This is a genomic window from Luteimonas composti (assembly GCF_042678665.1).
Lineage (GTDB): Bacteria > Pseudomonadota > Gammaproteobacteria > Xanthomonadales > Xanthomonadaceae > Luteimonas > Luteimonas composti.
Genome location: NZ_JBHTKU010000002.1, coordinates 46,186 through 62,913, shown reverse-complemented (window position 1 = coordinate 62,913; position 16,728 = coordinate 46,186). Strand labels below are relative to the sequence as shown.

The window sequence follows — 16,728 nt, the reverse complement described above, 5'->3', positions numbered from 1 at the left end:
ACGTTGTCCGCGCAGGTCTGAGCCGCCGCGTCCGGTGGACCTGCGCAGCGAGATCACGGAAGAGGCATGCGTGGCGCGCATGCCGGCGAAATGCACGGAGCAGGCCCACCGGCAGCGGCGGCCTCTCGGTCGCGATCGCCCCATCAACCGGCACGCGTTCCCGACAAGGCGCTGGGCGAGGCAGCGCGTCGACATCGAAGGCATACGCCCCCGTTTTGCCCTGCACTGGCCGAAAGCGCGACAATGGCGCGTTGACCGATCCCGCCATTCGAGCCGAGACCCGCGCATGTCCGATACGCCGAAGATCCTCTACACCCTCACCGACGAAGCGCCGTTCCTGGCCACCGCTTCGCTGCTGCCGATCGTGCAGGCGTTCGCGGGCGCCGCGGGCATCGCGGTGGAAACGCGCGACATCTCGCTGTCGGGCCGGATCCTGGCGCAGTTCCCCGAACTGCTGGGCGGGCGCGCGGTGGGCGACGACCTGGCCGAGCTGGGCGCGCTGGCCAAGACGCCGGAAGCCAACATCATCAAGCTGCCCAACATCAGCGCCTCGGTGCCGCAGCTCAAGGCCGCGGTCAAGGAACTGCAGGCGCAGGGCTGGCCGCTGCCCGACTATCCGGACGAGCCTGCCGACGACGCGCAGCGCGACATCAAGGCGCGCTACGGCAAGGCCATGGGCAGCGCGGTCAACCCGGTGCTGCGCGAGGGTAATTCGGACCGCCGCGCGCCGGCGTCGGTCAAGAGCTACGCGCGCAAGCATCCGCATCGCATGGGCGCGTGGTCGGCCGGTTCGAAGTCGCACGTCGCGCACATGGACGACGGCGATTTCTACGGCAGCGAGCAGTCCGCGACGATGCCCGCCGACGACGTCCTGTCCATCGCCTTCCACGGCAATGACGGCAGCACGAAGGTGCTGAAGGATGCGCTGAAGGTGCAGGCCGGCGAGATCGTCGACGCCGCGCGCATGTCGCGCGGGGCGCTGTCCGCCTTCATCGCGCGCGAAATCGAGGACGCGAAGGCGCAGGGCGTGCTGTTCTCGCTGCACCTCAAGGCCACCATGATGAAGGTCTCCGACCCGATCATGTTCGGCGTGGTGGTCGGGGAGTTCTACCGCCCGGTGCTGGACAAGCACGCCGACGCGCTGGCCGCGGCCGGCTTCAACCCGAACAACGGCATCGGCGACCTGTACGCGCGCGCCGGTGCGATCGAGGGCGGCGAGGCGATCGTCGCCGAACTCGAAGCGCTCTACGCGCAGCGCCCGGCGCTGGCGATGGTCAATTCCGACAAGGGCATCACCAACCTGCACGTGCCGTCCGACGTGATCGTGGATGCCTCGATGCCGGCGATGATCCGCGACTCGGGCGGCATGTGGAACGCCGAAGGCAAGCTGCAGGACGCCAAGGCGGTGATCCCGGACCGCTGCTACGCCGGCATCTACCAGGCGGTGATCGAGGACTGCAAGGCCAATGGCGCCTTCGACCCGGCCACCATGGGCAGCGTGCCCAACGTCGGCCTGATGGCGCAGAAGGCCGAGGAGTACGGCAGCCACGACAAGACCTTCCAGGCGCCGGGCGATGGCCTGATCCGGGTGACGAACTCCAAGGGCGAGACCGTGTTCGAGCACGCGGTCGAGGCCGGCGACATCTGGCGCGCCTGCCAGACCAAGGACGCGCCGATCCGCGACTGGGTGAAGCTGGCGGTGGACCGCGCCGCGATCAGCCAGACGCCGGCGGTGTTCTGGCTCGACAGCGCGCGCGCGCACGACGCGCAGGTGATCGCCAAGGTCGAGCGGTACCTCAAGGAGCACAGCACGGGCGCGCTCGACATCCGCATCCTGCCTCCGGTGGAGGCGATGAAGCTCTCGCTCGAGCGCATCCGCAGGGGCGAGGACGCCATCTCGGTCACCGGCAACGTGCTGCGCGACTACCTCACCGACCTGTTCCCGATCATGGAGCTGGGCACCAGCGCCAAGATGCTGTCGATCGTGCCGCTGATGGCCGGCGGCGGCCTGTTCGAGACCGGCGCCGGCGGCAGCGCGCCCAAGCACGTGCAGCAGTTCCTGGAAGAGAACTACCTGCGCTGGGATTCGCTGGGCGAATTCCTGGCGCTGGCCGCATCGCTCGAGCACATCAGCCACCGCTGGCTCAATTCCGCCGCGCCGGCGCTGGCCAGGGCCCTGGACGAGGCCAATGGCCGCTTCCTCGACAACAACAAGTCGCCCGGCCGCAAGCTCGGCACGATCGACAACCGCGGCAGCCACTACTACCTGGCCCTGTACTGGGCGCAGGCGCTGGCCGCGCAGGACGAGGACCCGGGCCTGAAGGCGAAGTTCGCGCCACTGGCGCAGGCGCTTGCCGCACAGGAGGAGACGATCGTCGCCGAACTCAACGGCGTGCAGGGGCGCGCGGTGGACATCGGCGGCTACTACCGTCCGGACATGGACAAGGTCGCGGCGGCGATGCGCCCCAGCGAAACCTTCAACGCCGCGCTTGCGACGCTGGCCGGCTGACCCGGTCCCGCCCCGGTCGCCCGCGACCGGGGCGTTCGGCTGAAGGCCCGGACCGCGCCTTCAGCGGAACGCCGAGAGCAGCGCCGCCCACAGCTCCACCCCGACCACGCGGCCGCGCCCCTGGAGCAGGCGCGCGGCGTCTTCGCGCGTGCCCGGCCGGGCGGTGGCGGGCGGACCTTCGCCCGCCGCAGGCGCAGGCGCCGGTCCCGGTGCCTCCGACAGCATCCGTGCCGTCTCCACGTCCTGGACGTGGCCCTGGTTGAACAGCAGTCCGGCGTAGAGGTTCATCGCCTTGCTCCTTCGTTGAGTACGGCGAAAGTTAGGAGCATCATCTACGCCGTAAAAGCGACGTTTTCGCAAGCCAGTCTTGAAGGTATCTCAAGATGTCCCGACCTCCGCTGCATGCGCTCCAGGGCTTTGTCGCCGCCGTCCGGCACGGCAACCTGACCCGCGCCGCCGAGTCGCTCAACCTCACCGTCAGCGCGCTCAGCCACCAGATGCGGGCGCTCGAGGAGCGGCTGGGCTATGCCCTGCTGGCGCGCGGCGCACGCGGGGTCAGCCCGACCGCCGACGGACAGCGCCTGCTCGAGCGCATCGCCCCGCACCTGGAGGCGATCGCCGACGCGCTGCATCCCTACGCCGCCCGCCGCGGCCAGGTGCTGACCATCAGCCTGCTGCCGTCGATGGCTTCGGCCTGGCTGCTGCCGCGGCTGGGCGGTTTCCTGTCCGCGCACCCGGACATCGAGGTCAACGTGCAGTCGCAGACCGGGGTCGTGGACTTCGAGCGCTCGCCCGACGTCGACGCAGCGCTGCGGGTCGGGCGCGGGCAGTGGCCCGGGACGGTGGCCGAACACCTGTTCGACGACGAGCTGGCGCCGATGGCCAGCCCCGACCTGGTCGCGCGCATGGGCGGCATCGACGCGCGCCCGCTGCCGGAATGGCCGCTGCTGGGCGACGGGGACGGGCAGTGGAACCGATGGTTCGCGCAGGCCGGACAGCAGCCGCCCTCGCGCTACGTGGCCGTGCTCGACGACACCGAGGCGCACCATCGCGCGGCCGCCGCCGGGGTGGGCGTCGCCCTGGGCAGGATGACGCGCGCGCGCCTGCTGCTCGAGGCCGGCCAGCTGGTGCTGCTGTCGCCGCGGCGGTTGCGCACCGCCAACGGCCACTGGCTGGTGTATCCCGAGCGCTCGCGCCAGCACCGCGGCTTCACCCTGTTCCGGGAGTGGCTGCTGGAACAGGCGACCGCCTACGCGCAGTCGGACGGCAGCCGGCCGGGATGACACCGGCGGACGCGGGATGTGGCAGGCTGCGCCCACCTGACGTCACCGGAGATCCCGATGCGCCGCACTTCCGCTTTCCCGATCCGTGCTTCCCTGCTGGTCCTCGCCCTCGCCACCGCGGGCGCGATCCCGGCACTGGCCCAGGACGCACCGGCGCCCGCTTCGCAGCCGGCCGCCGACGCCGCGCTGCAGGCCGTGCTGGCCGGCGACTGGCGCAGCGCCGACAACCGCGCGCGCGACGCCTACCGCCACCCGGCCGAGACCCTGGCCTTCTTCGGCCTGGCCCCGGGCCAGACCGTGGTCGAGATCACCCCCGGCGGCGGCTGGTACGCCGAGATCCTCGCGCCCTACCTGCGCGGCAACGGCCAGTACGTCGCGGCCATCGTCGACCCCGCCGCGGTAGCCGAAGGCCGCGGCCGCGACTACCAGCAGCGCGGCAAGGACGCGCTGGAGAAGCGCTTCGCCGACGCGCCCGCCCAGTACGACGCGGCGAAGATCGTGGCCTACGACCCGGCGGCGCCGAAGTTCGGCGACGCGGGCTCGGCCGACCTGGTGCTGACCTTCCGCAACGTGCACAACTGGCGCGGCGCCGGCCAGGCCGAAGGCATGTTCAAGGGCTTCTTCGAGGTGCTCAAGCCGGGCGGGGTACTGGGCGTGGTGGAGCACCGCGCCGCCCAGGACGTGCCGGCGGACGACCGCAGCGGCTACGTGGGCCAGGCGCAGGTGATCGCGATGGCCGAGGCCGCGGGTTTCGTGCTCGACGGCAAGAGCGAGGTCAACGCCAACCCGAAGGACACCAAGGACCATCCCAACGGCGTGTGGACCCTGCCCCCGGGCAACAACCACGATGCCGCCGACGCGGCGAAGTACCGCGCCATCGGCGAGAGCGACCGCATGACCCTGCGCTTCGTGAAGCCCGCCCGCGACTGACCACCGGCCTTGTCGGGGCCCACACCGCGGGCGCCGGCGACATCGCCTGGCGGCCCGTTCCCGGGCACCTGGCCAGCTGCCCGCGCGCGCGATCGGCGCCGCCGCTGCCCCGGGGCCTCGGCCCCGTCCAGCGCAACCTCCCTCTAAGCTATGCCTCCCCGGGCGGGGAGCCCGGGGACCGTTGCCGCGCGGCGCGCCGCGGCCACGTGCCACGCGCGCGCCAGCCACAGGACTCCCATGCGCAAAACCCTTCTCGCCCTGAGCCTCGCCGCCGCCGCAGTGCCGGCCTTCGCCGCGCAGCCGCTGTCGATCGGCACCTCCGTGCAGGGCCAGCTCCAGGCCACCGACCGTTCCAGCGACCGCGGCGGCCGCAGCCACGACTACACCCTGCGCCTGGCCGAGGGCCAGCTGGTGGCGGTCACGGTGAAGTCGACCGACTTCGATCCGGTGGTGATCGTGTTCAAGCCCGACGGCGACCTGCTGGGCGAGAACGACGACCGCGAGGACGGCAGCACCAATTCGCTGCTGGTGGTCACCGCGCCCGAGGCCGGCGACTACACCGTGCGCGTGAACTCGCTGCCGATGGGCGAAGGCCACCTGGGCGCCTACACCCTGCGCGCCAGCGTGATCGCCGACGACTGACCGCGCCGGCATGGCGCTGATCGCGCTCAACAAGCCGTTCGGCGTGCTGTGCCAGTTCACCGACCGCAGCGTGCCGCCCCGGCGCACGCTCGCGGAGTTCGGACTGCCGGCAGGCGTCTATCCCGCCGGCCGCCTCGACCACGACAGCGAAGGCCTGCTGCTGCTCACCGACGACGGCCGGCTCGCCCATCGCATCACCGACCCGCGCCACAAGCAGCCCAAGACCTACCTCGTGCAGGTCGAGGGCGCGCCGTCGCCGGAGCAGCTGGCGCGGCTGCGCGCGGGCGTCGAGCTCAACGACGGGCCCACCCTGCCGGCCGACGCGGCGCTGGTCGAACCGCCGGCGCTGTGGCCGCGCGATCCGCCGGTACGCTACCGGCGCAGCGTGCCCGACGCCTGGCTGCGGCTGGCGATCCGCGAGGGCCGCAACCGCCAGGTGCGGCGCATGACCGCCGCAGTCGGGCTGCCGACCCTGCGGCTGGTGCGCGTGGCGGTCGGGGACTGGTCGCTGGGCGCGCTCGCGCCCGGACAATGGCGCGAACTCTCCGGCCCGAGCGGCCGCCGCGGCTGAGCGGAACCGCCGATTCCCGGCCGTACCGCGGGTCTGCTAACGTGTCCGGCCGAGGCGCCCGTCCAGGCAGCCGGCGCAGACAGGGACCTCCAGAGGCAAATGCCGACGAGCAAGAACATCGCTGGGCGCGTGCTGGTGGTCGACGACCAGCCGTCGAACCTGCGCATCATCAGCGCGCTGCTGTCGCGCCAGGGCTATACGGTGCACACCGCCGAAAGCGGCGAGGAGGCGCTGGAGGCGCTCGAACGCCAGAGCGCCGACCTGCTGCTGCTGGACATGATGATGCCGGGCATGGACGGCTTCGAACTGCTCGAGGAAGTGCGCCGCCACCCGGCGTGCTCTTCGCTGCCGGTGGTGTTCCTGACCGCGGCGCACGACCGCGACCTGCTGCTGCGCGCGTTCGATTCGGGCGCGGTCGACTACGTCACCAAGCCCTTCATGCCCGAGGAACTGCTGGCGCGGGTGCAGGCCCATATCGGGCTCAAGCTCACCCGCGACCGGCTCGAGCGCGTCGCGCGCGAGCGCCAGGAGCTGGTCAACCTGGTCGCACACGACCTCAAGAACCCGCTGAGCAGCATCTTCTTCGCCAGCGACCTGCTGATCACCGGGCAGACGCGCGAGGACCGCATCCCGCGCTACCTGCAGATGATCCGCGACAGCGCCGAGGACGCGCTGGGCTACATCCGCCGCTATCTCGAGACCCAGGCCTCGGCGCGTCCCCGCGACGATGCCGACGCGCGCGCCTGCCTGGCCGAACTGGTGCAGTGGATCGAGCGCCGCTACGCGCTGCAGCTCGAGGAGCGCGGCTCGCGCCTGCACATCGGCGAGCTGCCCGCGCAGACGCTCGTCTCGATCGACGCGCTGGTGGTGCGCCAGGTCTGCGAGAACCTGATCAGCAACGCGATCAAGTACGCGCCCGGCAGCGACATCGAACTCTCGTTCCGGCCCGGGGCGCCCGGCTACTGGCAGCTGCGCGTCGAGGATCGCGGACCGGGCATTCCGCCGGACAAGCAGTCGGCGCTGTTCACGCCGTTCTTCCGGATCAGCTCGGGCGATGCCGCCACCGACCAGGTCTCGACCGGCCTCGGGCTCTCGCTGGCACGGCAGATCGTGGCGGCGTCGGGCGGCGAGCTGCGCTACGAGGACCGCGACGGCGGCGGCGCCAGTTTCGTGCTGGAACTGCGCCAGGCGCACTGACGCGCGGCCCGGCACCCGGACGCCGCGCGCAACCGGGTAGGCTGCGCGCGGCGTCCGCCTGCAATGACTTACTCGTCCGCCGCCTGCGCGGCAGCCGCCTTGCGGCGCGTGCTGTTGCGGCGCGCGGTGGCCGAAGGCTCGATGCGGCGCGACTGCCCGTCGAGGGTCTCGCCGGCCGCCTGCTTCTTGCGATAGCGGTGCACGGCGTACCAGGCGGCACCCGCGCCGATCACGGTCGCCACCACCAGGGCGGGATTGCGCCGCAGGAAGTGGCCGGCCACGCGGCTGCCGGTGCGCGCAGCGCCCAAGGCCGCACCGGTGCGCAGCAGGGTGCCGTTGCGGGTGGGCATGTGGTCGCGGATGCCGTCGCCGACCTGGCCGACGAGGTCCATCACCCTGTCTGAAATCGAGTCGAGTCTGCTCATGGAAAAGGTCCTGGGGTCGATGCCTGCGGAGTGTGCGACAGGCCGCGTGGCGTCGGCGTGATCCGCACGGCGGCCGGAGCGCGACGGTTCACCATGCCGCACGCCCTGCGCCGGCGCCGATCGTGGCGTCCCGCCGGCCGCGCGGCCCAGGTCCGCGCGGCTTGGCGCGATGGGGCCGGTGCATTCCAGGGATCCTCGGGCCGCGCCGCAGGGGGTCTGCCGACGTCGGGATGCCGCACCGTCGCCACGGGCGAAGCGGGTGAACGGGCGTTGCCCCAGGTGCCACGCGGCTTGGCGCGATGGGTGGCCGGTGCATTCCAGGAATCTTCGGGCCGCGCCGCAGGGGTCCTGTCGACGTCGGGAGCCGCACCGTCGCCCCGGGCGAAGCGGGTGAGCGGGCGTTGCCTCAGGTGCCACGCGGCTTGGCGCGATGGGTGGCCGGTGCATTCCAGGGATCTTCGGGCCGCGCCGCAGGGATCCTCTCAACGTCGGGATGCCGCACCGTCGCCACGGGCGAAGCGGGTGAACGGGCGTTGCCTCAGGTGCCGCGCGGCTTGGCGCGATGGGTGGCCGGTGCATTCCAGGGATCTTCGGGCCGCGCCGCAGGGATCCTCTCGACGTCGGGATGCCGCACCGTCGCACGGGCGAAGCGGGTGAGCGGGCGTTGCCTCAGGTGCCACGCGGCTTGGCGCGATGGGTGGCCGCTGCATTCCAGGGATCTTCGGGCCAAGGGTGGCGCGGGTAGCGCCCCTTCATCTCGCGCCGCACTTCCGGCCAGGTCCGCTCCCAGAAGCTGCGCAGGTCGCGCGTGACCTGCAGCGGGCGCCCGGCCGGCGAGAGGAGGTGCAGGGTCAGCGGCACGCGGCCGTCGACGATGGCCGGCGTTTCGCCCAGGCCGAACAGTTCCTGCAGCTTGATCGCCAGCACCGGCGGTTCCGGCTCGCCATCGTGCCCCAGCGCGTAGGCGATGCCGCGCTCCATGCCGGACGGCACGCGGATGCGCGCCGGCGCCAGCGCGTCGAGCTGGCGTCGCTGCTCCCAGGCCAGCCGCGCGCGCAGCGCATCGGACAGCGCCTGCGCCGGCAGCGCGTCGATCCGGCTGGCGCCCTCGAACAGCGGGCGCAGCCAGTCCTCGCGCGTCGCCATCAGGGCGGCATCGGACAGGTCGGGCAGGCCCAGATCCGGCGCCCAGGCGCGCAGCGACTGCACCCGCGCGCGCCACTGGCGCAGCTCGTCGCTCCAGGGCAGCGCGTCCAGGCCGAGTGCGGCGACCGCATCGGTGAGCGCCTGCGCGGCGAGGGCCGGATCGACGCGTCCGGCGGGCCGCACATCGAGCACGATGCCGTCGAACCGGGCGACGCGCTCGGCCACCAGCGCGCGCCGCTCGGCATCCCAGCGCACTTCGTCGCGCTCGAGGAACCGCGCCGGCCAGGCCCGGCGCAGGTGGGCCTCGTCCACCGGTGCGCCGCGCAGCACCAGCGAATCGCGATGTTCGAAGCGCAGCTCGCTGGCCACGATCCAGGGCTCGCCGCGCAGGCCGCTGTCGTCGGCCAGGCGCGCCATGCGGCCGTTGGCCAGGACGTAGCGCTGCGGATCGCGCGGATGCACCCGGCCGATGCGGTCGGGGAACGCATGGGCGAGCACGTCGCCAGCCAGGTGCGCCGGCAGCGACGCCGGTGGCGGGCCGCCCGCGCCGACGCGGCGCCGCCACTGTCTGGCGGCGGCGTCGATCGTGGCGAGCGCGCCGCGATGGGCTTCGCCGGACACCCGCCCGTCGCGGAAGGCGGCCAGCGCCAGCCAGCGCTCCCGCCAGCCGTCGCTGCGCGTGCGCAGGGGATCCCGCGCCTCCACCAGGGCGGCGAGGTCGCAGGCCAGCGCGCGCACCTCGCCTTCGGGCGCGGCCAGCAGCATGGCCGCCAGCCGCGGATGCGTGCCCAGCGCGAGCATGCGCCGGCCCATGGACGTGATCGTGCCGTCGGCGCCGAGCGCGTCGAGCCGCTGCAGGAGTTCGCGCGCGGCCGCCAGCGCGCCCGGCGGCGGCGGGTCGAGGAAACGCAGGCCGGCATCGCCCCAGGCGGCCAGCTCCAGCGCCAGGCCGGCCAGTTCCACCTGCGCGATTTCCGGCCGGCGCTGCGGCTCCAGCCGCTGCGAGGCGGGCCACAGCCGGTAGGACCAGCCCTCGGCGACGCGTCCGGCGCGCCCGGCACGCTGGTCGGCCGAGGCCTGCGACACCGTCACCGCGTCCAGCCGCGAGAAGCCGCTGTTGGGGTCGTAGCGCGGCTCGCGCGCCAGGCCGCTGTCGACCACCACGCGCACGCCGGGCAGGGTGACGCTGGACTCGGCGACGTTGGTGGCGAGCACGACGCGCCGGCGACCATCGGGCCCAGGCTGCAGCACGCGGGCCTGCTGCTCGACCGGCAGGTCGCCGTGCAGCTGCAGGATATCCACGCCCTCGCGCCCGGCACCCTCCGTCAACGCCTGCTGCAGCGCCGCTTCCGCGCGTGCGATCTCGCGCCGACCCGGCAGGAAGGCCAGCACGTCGCCGGGATGGCGCGCCAGCGCCTGTTCGACCGCGCGCCGCAGCTGCGCCTCCAGCGCCTCGTCGCGGCGCGCCGGGAAATGCTCGATCGCCACCGGGTGGCTGCGCCCCGCGCTCGACAGGCGTGGCGCGTCGAGGAAGGCGGCCAGGCGCTCGCCATCGAGCGTGGCCGACATCACCACCAGGCGCAGGTCCTTGCGCAAGGCCGACTGCACGTCCAGCGCCAGCGCCAGGCCGAGGTCGCCGGCGAGATGGCGCTCGTGGAACTCGTCGAACAGGAGCGCGCCGACGCCCGCCAGCTCCGGATCGTCCTGGATCATCCGGGTGAGGATGCCCTCGGTGACTACCTCGATCCGGGTGGCGGCCGAGACGCGGTGCTCGAAGCGGATGCGATAGCCGACCGTGCCGCCGACCTCCTCGCCCAGCTGCCGCGCCATGAACATCGCCGCGCTGCGTGCCGCCACCCGCCGCGGCTCGAGCATCACGATCTTCCGGCCCGCGAGCCACGGCGCGTCGCGCAGCGCCAGCGGCACCTGGGTGGTCTTGCCCGCGCCCGGCGGCGCCTCCAGCACCAGGCGTGGATGCGCGGCGAGGCTGCGCTGGATTTCCGGCAGCAGGGCGGTGATCGGGAAATCCATGGGCGGCAGCATGATAGCGGCGCGGCCGGGTGGCGCCGCGGCAGTCGATGGCTGCAACGCGCCTTGCGCGATGCAGGACGCCCGCGCGTGCCCGGATCCGCCGGATGGTGCAGGCCCGCGGCGAACCCGTCCGCTGCGCGGACCGCGACAGGCACGCGGGTAAACTGGCCGTTTTCGCCAGTCCGCGCGCCATGCAACTGATCGACATCGGCCTCAACCTCACCCACGACAGCTTCGACCGCGACCGCGACGCGGTGTGGCAGCGGGCGCGGGAGGCCGGGGTGGCGCGCGCCATCCTCACCGGCGCCAGCCGCGCGCACTCGCCCAAGGCGCTGGCGCTGGCGCGCACCCGCCCGGGGGAATGGTTCGCCACCGCCGGCGTGCATCCGCACCACGCCAGCGAATACACCGCCGAGTGCGATGCCGAGATGCGCGCGCTGCATGCGCACCCGGAAGTGGTGGCGGTGGGCGAATGCGGCCTGGACTACTTCCGCGACTTCTCGCCGCGCCCCGCGCAGCGCCGCGCGTTCGAGCTGCAGCTGGAGATCGCGGCGGAGACCGGCAAGCCGCTGTTCCTGCACCAGCGTGACGCGCAAGCCGACTTCCTCGCGGTGATGCGCGGTTTCGAGGGCCGGATCGGGCCGGTGGTGGTGCACTGCTTCACCGGCACGCGCGAGGAACTGTTCGACTACCTCGACCGCGACTGGCACATCGGCATCACCGGCTGGCTGTGCGACGAGCGCCGCGGCCAGCACCTGCGCGAGATCGTGGGCAACATCCCCGCGCAGCGGCTGATGGTGGAAACCGACGCGCCCTACCTGCTGCCGCGCACGCTCCGGCCCACGCCCAAGGACCGGCGCAACGAGCCGGCCTTCCTGCCGCATATCGTCGAGGAACTGGCGCGCGACCGCGGCGAGGAGGCGGAGGTGACCGCCGCACACGCCACGGCCACCACCCAGCTGTTCTTCCGCCTGCCCGCCTGAGCCCCGCCGGCCGCGATCGGTCCCGTGGGGCGGCGCCCCACGCGCTGCAGGTCGCCGCACCTCCTGCCAGGCTCCACGGGGCGTGGCCTGCGCGAAGGCCTGGCCGGCCCGGACGAGGCCGGCGTCGACCTGCGAGTCGGTGACCGTGCCCACCGTCGCCTTCTGCTGCTGCCGACGCAGGCGTTCGCGTTCGGCATCGTGGCAGTCCGCCCCGCGGGAGTCCGCGCCCGCGTGCACCGCCGCGCCGAGGCGCAGCGGCTGGCGGTGCTGGCCCGGCCGGACCGTCGGCAGATCCTTGCGACGTCGCGCACACCTGCGCGAGCGGGGCACTGGCCGCGGTCGCGGTCGCGGGGGACGCCGCTTTGCCGACGGGGCCACGGCCATCGCTGCCGGCAACATTGGCCACCAGCGCCGACGGCGCGAGCAGGACGCGCCCGGGGCTGGACCTGCGCGTGGGACGCCTGGGTCGCGCCCGGGAACGCCGGCCGGCGGACGCGCGATGCCGCCCGCGACCGCAACAGCCGCTCGCGGCTGCGCCGCTGCCCTCAGCGCCGGACCAGTTCGACGCGGCGGTTGCGCGCGCGCCCTTCGTCGGTGGCGTTGTCGCCCACCGGGCGCGAATCGCCGAAGCCGGCGGACGACAGTCGCGCGGCCGCGATGCCCTGCGCCGTCAGCGCCGCGACCACCGCCTGCGCGCGTTCCTCTGACAGCTCGCGGTTGCGCGCCGCGGTGCCGGTGTTGTCGGTATGGCCTTCCACCGACAGCCGCAGGGCCGGATCCTGCTCCAGCACGGCGAGCACCTGCGCGATCTGCGGCTGCGAGTCGGGCAGGATGTCGGCCTTGTCCACGGCGAAGTTGACCTGGATCGCAACGCGCCCGTCGGCATCGAGCTTCTGCTTCAGCGCACCGGCCGGCAGCAGCGCAGCGGTCTGCACGAAGCCCTCGCGCTCCACGACCACCCAGCCGGCGCTCATGTACTCCAGGCGCGCGTGCACCCAGACCTGGCGCCCGTCCGGACGATCGACGCGATACACGCGCGATTCGTAATCGTCCCAGCTGAAACCCGTGCCATCGCTGTAGGGACCCTTGAGGTCGTTGCCGTAGCGCTCGGAGGCCTCGCGCGGGATGCGTCCCTCGAACACCAGCACGCCGCCGGCCTCGTCCATCATGGCCTCGAGGTTGCGGCGCACCTCGTGCATCGAGCGGTTGCGCTCGTCCGCCACGACCTGGCCGGCCCAGGTCCGGCCTTCGACTTCCTCGAACGCGCTGCCGGTCCAGAACGGATACATGTCGAAGTCCCGCTGCTTCGGCCGGTTGCCCTGGTCGTAGCCCTCGGGCGCGGACAGGTAAGGGAACTCGTCGCGCCAGCGCGCGGTGGGCTCGAACGACGTTTCCTCCACGATCACCAGTCCGGCCTCGTTGGAGGTGGTGGCCAGCTGCACCCAGACATTGCGGTCGGCCTGGCGGATGACGTGCACGCTGGTCTGCGCGTCCTGGTCGAGGTTCACGGCCTCGATGAAGCCGCCGCCGATCTCGTCTTCGAGCTGGCCGTAGTACATGTTCCGGCGCAGCGGGCCTTCGAATACCGCCTGCGCGCCGGCCTCGGCCAGGACCGCCTCGAGGTTGCGCCGCAGTTCGCGCGCCGAGAATTCCTTGTCGCGCCGCTGGTCGCGGTCGACGACGATCTTCGCGTTCCAGCTCGCGCCCTCCACCCAGTGCAGGCCGTCGCCGATGCGGAACGGAAAGCGGGCGTAGCGGCGCACGTGCGGGCGGTTCTGCGGGCCGTAGCCCGCCGGCAGCGAGAAGAACGGCAGGTCGCCGAGCGCGACGTTGCTGGCAGGGACGCGCTCGACGTCGAACGCGAGCAGTGGGACCGGATTGCCGTCCCGATCGAGGACGTGATCGCCGGATGCGGCGGCGTCGGTCGGCACGGCGTCGGCCGGCGCGGCCTCGGCCGGCGCGGACTGGGCTGCGCCGCTGTCCGCCGCTGCGGGCGTCTCCAGATCAGCCTGCGGCGCCGCGCTGTCCTGCGGTGCATCGCCGCACGCCGCCAACGCCAACGCCATCGTCATCGCCCACGCGACCAGGGTGTCCTTGCGCATCCGTTACTCCGTTTCGGCACGAAGCGCGGAGCGTACACGACTGTCGCGACTTGTCGCAGCGTGGTCGCGGCGCTTCGGCGGCGCGATGCAGCGTCGCCTGGACTCAGTCCCCGCGCCGCTGCCGTTCGTAGGCCTGCAGATGCACCCACGCCGCATGCAGGCAGGGTGCGGCGATGCCGGCCGACCGCGCGCGCCGCAGCATGTCGCCCACGATGTGTCCGGCTTCCACGCGTGCGCCGGCCTCGAGATCGCGCAGCATCGACGCCTTCACCGCGGACGCCGGGTCGACCAGGGTGGCGCGCGCGATATCGCGTGCCTTCTCCGGCACCGGCTGGCCCCCGGCCGCGGCAACGGCCAGGCATTCGTCGTGCAGCGCGGCCATGAACGCTGCACCGCCTTCGGCCGCGACGATCTCGCCGACGCTGGCGCGCATCAGGCAGGTACCGGCGGCCAGCGCGGCGAGGAAGCTGAACTTGATCCACTGCTCCTGCGCGATGTCCGCGGTGGCGCGATGGTCGATGCCGGCGCGGGCGCACAGCGCGGCGAACGCGTCCACGCGTGCGCTGGAGCCGCCATCGCGCTCGCCGAAGGTGATCGAGGCCGGACGGCCCAGGTGCTCGATCGCGCCGTCGGCGGCGAGGGTGGCGCTGATGAAGCACAGCCCGCCCAGCACCCGCTCGCGCCCGAACCGCGCGTCCAGCACCGGGTAGTGCAGCAGGCCGTTGAGGATCGGCAGCAGGGTGGTGGCGGCCCCCATCGCGGGAGCGACGGCCTCGATCGCCTCGTCCAGGCCGTAGGCCTTGCACGAGAGCACGACCAGGTCGAACGGCGCCTGCGCCACCGCCGCCGGCAGCGTGTCGCCGGTGAGGGTGCGCACCGGCAGCTGCGCGTCGCCGAGCGGGCTGCGGATGCGCAGGCCGTCGCGCTGCAGCTGCGCCGCGCGCGCAGGACGCACCAGGAAGCTGACGTCGGCGCCCGACTGCGCCAGGCGGCCGCCGAAGTAGCCGCCGGTGCCGCCAGCGCCGAGCACCAGCACCCGCATCAGCTGCGCAGCCCGACGCCGCGGCGCAGCAGCCACAGCGACAACGTGCCCAGGCCGGCGATGAAGGCCAGCATCAGCGCGTAGGCGACCCACAGCGGCACGTCGGAGGTGCCGAGCAGGCCGTAGCGGAAGGCGTTGACCATGTAGAAGATCGGGTTGGCGTGGGTGGCCGCCTGCGCCCAGCCCGGCAGCAGGGTGATCGAATAGAACACGCCGCCCAGGTAGGTGAGCGGGGTCAGGATGAAGACCGGCACGATCGCCACGTCGTCGAACTTCCGGGCGTAGACCGCGTTGACGAAACCGGCCAGCGAGAAGATCGTGGCACCCAGCAATACCGTGCTCAGGGTCACCAGTGGATGCGGGATGCGCACGCTGGTGAACAGCATGGCGATGCACAGCACGATCGCGCCCACCATCAGCCCGCGCAGCACCGCGCCGGCGACGTAGCCGCCCAGGATCACCCAGCTCGGCATCGGGCTGACCAGCATTTCCTCGATGTGGCGGCCGAACTTGGCGCCGAAGAAGCTCGAGGAGATGTTGCCGTAGCTGTTCTGGATCACGCTCATCATCACCAGCCCGGGGACGATGAACTCCATATAGGAGTAGCCGCCCATGTCGCCGATGCGCGATCCGATCAGGCCGCCGAAGATCAGGAAGTACAGCGTCATCGTGATCGCCGGCGGCACCAGGGTCTGGCCCCAGATCCGCAGGATCCGCGCGACCTCGCGCCGCATGATGGTGAACAGCGCGACCCAGTGCAGGCGCGCATCCGTTGCCGGCGCCGCGGTGTCGATGTCGTTGCGCACGCTGCTCATGCCGCCTGCTCCTGGGCGCGGGCGCCGCTGCCGGTCATGCGTACGAACAGTTCCTCGAGCCGGTTGGACTTGGTGCGCATCGAGCGCACCCGGATGCCGGCGGCATCGAGGCTGGCGAACACCCGGTTGAGGTCCATCGCGCGCGGCATGTCGAGATCGAGCGTGTGGTCGTCGAGCGCGACCAGGGTGGCGCCCTCGATCGCCGGCAGCGGCGCGGGCAGCGTGTCCTCGACGTCGAGCAGGAAGCCCTCGACGTCGAGCTTGGCCAGCAGCGCGCGCATCGGCCCCTGCTCGACGATGGTGCCGCGGTCGATGATCGCCAGGTTGCGGCACAGCGACTCGGCTTCCTCGAGGTAGTGCGTGGTGAGGATGATGGTGGTGCCGGCGGCGTTGATCTCGCGCAGCACGCGCCACATGTCGCGGCGGATCTCGATGTCCACGCCGGCGGTGGGCTCGTCGAGGATCAGCAGCCGCGGCCGGGTCATCATCGCCCGCGCGATCATCAGCCGGCGCTTCATGCCGCCCGAGAGCGTGCGGCTCATCATCCGCGCCTTGTCCCAGAGGAACGCCCGCTTGAGTTCCTCCTCGGCGCGGGCCAGCGCCTGCGCGCGCGGCACGCCGTAGAAGCCGGCGTAGTTGACCAGGATGTCGAGCGGCTTCTCGAACATGTTGAAGTTGATTTCCTGCGGCACCAGGCCGATCTGGCGCATGGCCGCGCCGCGCTGCGCGGCCAGGTCGATGCCGAACACCGAAACCTCGCCCGCGGTCTTGTTCACCAGCGAGGAGATGACGCCGATCAGGGTGCTCTTGCCGGCGCCGTTGGGGCCGAGCAGGGCGTAGAAGTCGCCGGGCAGCACGTCCAGGGACACGCCCTTGAGCGCCTGCACGCCGTTGTCGTAGGTCTTGCGGAGGTCGCGGATCCGCAGCGCGGGCGCGCCGGGAGCCGCCGGGGAATCGATGGGCATCGGGGTCCGTCGCGGGGGCTTTGGCCGCGCCGTTCGCGGCAAGCCGCTAGTATAGGCGGCCCGTCGACCCACTCCCGGGCCGCACCG

The 16,728-nt window shown here is 72.6% G+C and carries 14 protein-coding genes; 7 read left to right on the top strand and 7 right to left on the bottom strand.

The genetic code is table 11. The features are described 5' to 3' along the window. Positions 1-286 precede the first annotated feature (286 nt). Positions 287-2,509: an NADP-dependent isocitrate dehydrogenase gene (locus ACFQ2D_RS04995; RefSeq protein ID WP_280943641.1), complete on the top strand. Its 2,223-nt coding sequence runs from the start codon at positions 287-289 to the stop codon at positions 2,507-2,509. 60 nt (positions 2,510-2,569) lie between these two features. Here ACFQ2D_RS04995 and ACFQ2D_RS04990 read toward each other — a convergent pair whose 3' ends face one another. Continuing rightward, positions 2,570-2,797 carry a hypothetical protein gene (locus tag ACFQ2D_RS04990; protein ID WP_280943642.1) on the bottom strand — a complete coding sequence of 76 codons (228 nt, stop codon included), beginning with the start codon at positions 2,795-2,797 and terminating at the stop codon, positions 2,570-2,572. Between the two features lie 95 nt (positions 2,798-2,892). On the opposite strand from ACFQ2D_RS04990, the gene ACFQ2D_RS04985 reads away from it, so the two are divergent. The 5 genes from ACFQ2D_RS04985 to ACFQ2D_RS04965 all read left to right on the top strand — a co-directional run bounded on the left by ACFQ2D_RS04985 (position 2,893) and on the right by ACFQ2D_RS04965 (position 7,132). Continuing rightward, a complete protein-coding gene (locus ACFQ2D_RS04985; RefSeq protein WP_280943643.1) occupies positions 2,893-3,792 on the top strand; it encodes a LysR substrate-binding domain-containing protein in 900 nt (299 codons plus the stop codon). 57 nt (positions 3,793-3,849) lie between these two features. Beyond that, positions 3,850-4,722: a class I SAM-dependent methyltransferase gene (locus ACFQ2D_RS04980; RefSeq protein ID WP_280943644.1), complete on the top strand. Its 873-nt coding sequence runs from the start codon at positions 3,850-3,852 to the stop codon at positions 4,720-4,722. Positions 4,723-4,959: 237 nt separating this feature from the next. After that, the gene (locus ACFQ2D_RS04975; protein WP_280943645.1) at positions 4,960-5,364 is read left to right on the top strand and encodes a PPC domain-containing protein; all 405 of its coding nucleotides are present in this window, start codon (positions 4,960-4,962) and stop codon (positions 5,362-5,364) included. 10 nt (positions 5,365-5,374) lie between these two features. Further along, positions 5,375-5,935 (top strand): pseudouridine synthase, encoded by a 561-nt coding sequence (locus ACFQ2D_RS04970; RefSeq protein ID WP_280943646.1) that lies wholly within the window; start codon positions 5,375-5,377, stop codon positions 5,933-5,935. Between the two features lie 99 nt (positions 5,936-6,034). Beyond that, positions 6,035-7,132, top strand: a complete 1,098-nt coding sequence (locus ACFQ2D_RS04965; protein ID WP_280943647.1) for a hybrid sensor histidine kinase/response regulator — start codon at positions 6,035-6,037, stop codon at positions 7,130-7,132. A 68-nt stretch (positions 7,133-7,200) separates the two neighbouring features. On the opposite strand, the gene ACFQ2D_RS04960 is transcribed toward ACFQ2D_RS04965, so the two are convergent. Both ACFQ2D_RS04960 and hrpB read right to left on the bottom strand, forming a co-directional pair. Continuing rightward, positions 7,201-7,557, bottom strand: a complete 357-nt coding sequence (locus ACFQ2D_RS04960; RefSeq protein ID WP_280943648.1) for a hypothetical protein — start codon at positions 7,555-7,557, stop codon at positions 7,201-7,203. Positions 7,558-8,226: 669 nt separating this feature from the next. Next, a complete protein-coding gene (gene hrpB, locus ACFQ2D_RS04955) occupies positions 8,227-10,734 on the bottom strand; it encodes an ATP-dependent helicase HrpB (RefSeq protein ID WP_280943649.1) in 2,508 nt (835 codons plus the stop codon). A gap of 191 nt (positions 10,735-10,925) precedes the next feature. Between hrpB and ACFQ2D_RS04950 the strand changes: the two genes are divergently transcribed. Beyond that, the gene (locus tag ACFQ2D_RS04950; protein WP_280943650.1) at positions 10,926-11,717 is read left to right on the top strand and encodes a TatD family hydrolase; all 792 of its coding nucleotides are present in this window, start codon (positions 10,926-10,928) and stop codon (positions 11,715-11,717) included. 545 nt (positions 11,718-12,262) lie between these two features. Here ACFQ2D_RS04950 and ACFQ2D_RS04945 read toward each other — a convergent pair. From ACFQ2D_RS04945 to ACFQ2D_RS04930, 4 genes are all read right to left on the bottom strand, one after another. Continuing rightward, positions 12,263-13,819: an OmpA family protein gene (locus ACFQ2D_RS04945; RefSeq protein WP_280943651.1), complete on the bottom strand. Its 1,557-nt coding sequence runs from the start codon at positions 13,817-13,819 to the stop codon at positions 12,263-12,265. A 103-nt stretch (positions 13,820-13,922) separates the two neighbouring features. After that, positions 13,923-14,861 carry a 2-dehydropantoate 2-reductase gene (panE, locus tag ACFQ2D_RS04940; protein ID WP_280943652.1) on the bottom strand — a complete coding sequence of 313 codons (939 nt, stop codon included), beginning with the start codon at positions 14,859-14,861 and terminating at the stop codon, positions 13,923-13,925. Then, entirely contained in the window at positions 14,861-15,676 is an 816-nt protein-coding gene (locus tag ACFQ2D_RS04935; protein ID WP_280943653.1) for an ABC transporter permease, read from the bottom strand. The genes panE and ACFQ2D_RS04935 overlap by 1 nt, the downstream gene beginning before the upstream one ends. Beyond that, positions 15,673-16,641, bottom strand: a complete 969-nt coding sequence (locus ACFQ2D_RS04930; protein WP_280943654.1) for an ABC transporter ATP-binding protein — start codon at positions 16,639-16,641, stop codon at positions 15,673-15,675. The genes ACFQ2D_RS04935 and ACFQ2D_RS04930 overlap by 4 nt, the downstream gene beginning before the upstream one ends. Positions 16,642-16,728: the final 87 nt, after the last annotated feature.

What these genes read in the sequence shown, in the direction of transcription:
- ACFQ2D_RS04930 (WP_280943654.1), bottom strand. Translation starts at nt 16,641, where the DNA reads ATGCCCATCGATTCCCCGGCGGCTCCCGGCGCGCCCGCGCTGCGGATC.
- ACFQ2D_RS04990 (WP_280943642.1), bottom strand. Translation starts at nt 2,797, where the DNA reads ATGAACCTCTACGCCGGACTGCTGTTCAACCAGGGCCACGTCCAGGAC.
- ACFQ2D_RS04935 (WP_280943653.1), bottom strand. Translation starts at nt 15,676, where the DNA reads ATGAGCAGCGTGCGCAACGACATCGACACCGCGGCGCCGGCAACGGAT.
- ACFQ2D_RS04985 (WP_280943643.1), top strand. Translation starts at nt 2,893, where the DNA reads ATGTCCCGACCTCCGCTGCATGCGCTCCAGGGCTTTGTCGCCGCCGTC.
- ACFQ2D_RS04980 (WP_280943644.1), top strand. Translation starts at nt 3,850, where the DNA reads ATGCGCCGCACTTCCGCTTTCCCGATCCGTGCTTCCCTGCTGGTCCTC.
- ACFQ2D_RS04965 (WP_280943647.1), top strand. Translation starts at nt 6,035, where the DNA reads ATGCCGACGAGCAAGAACATCGCTGGGCGCGTGCTGGTGGTCGACGAC.
- ACFQ2D_RS04975 (WP_280943645.1), top strand. Translation starts at nt 4,960, where the DNA reads ATGCGCAAAACCCTTCTCGCCCTGAGCCTCGCCGCCGCCGCAGTGCCG.
- ACFQ2D_RS04945 (WP_280943651.1), bottom strand. Translation starts at nt 13,819, where the DNA reads ATGCGCAAGGACACCCTGGTCGCGTGGGCGATGACGATGGCGTTGGCG.
- ACFQ2D_RS04960 (WP_280943648.1), bottom strand. Translation starts at nt 7,557, where the DNA reads ATGAGCAGACTCGACTCGATTTCAGACAGGGTGATGGACCTCGTCGGC.
- ACFQ2D_RS04995 (WP_280943641.1), top strand. Translation starts at nt 287, where the DNA reads ATGTCCGATACGCCGAAGATCCTCTACACCCTCACCGACGAAGCGCCG.
- ACFQ2D_RS04950 (WP_280943650.1), top strand. Translation starts at nt 10,926, where the DNA reads ATGCAACTGATCGACATCGGCCTCAACCTCACCCACGACAGCTTCGAC.
- hrpB (WP_280943649.1), bottom strand. Translation starts at nt 10,734, where the DNA reads ATGGATTTCCCGATCACCGCCCTGCTGCCGGAAATCCAGCGCAGCCTC.
- panE (WP_280943652.1), bottom strand. Translation starts at nt 14,861, where the DNA reads ATGCGGGTGCTGGTGCTCGGCGCTGGCGGCACCGGCGGCTACTTCGGC.
- ACFQ2D_RS04970 (WP_280943646.1), top strand. Translation starts at nt 5,375, where the DNA reads ATGGCGCTGATCGCGCTCAACAAGCCGTTCGGCGTGCTGTGCCAGTTC.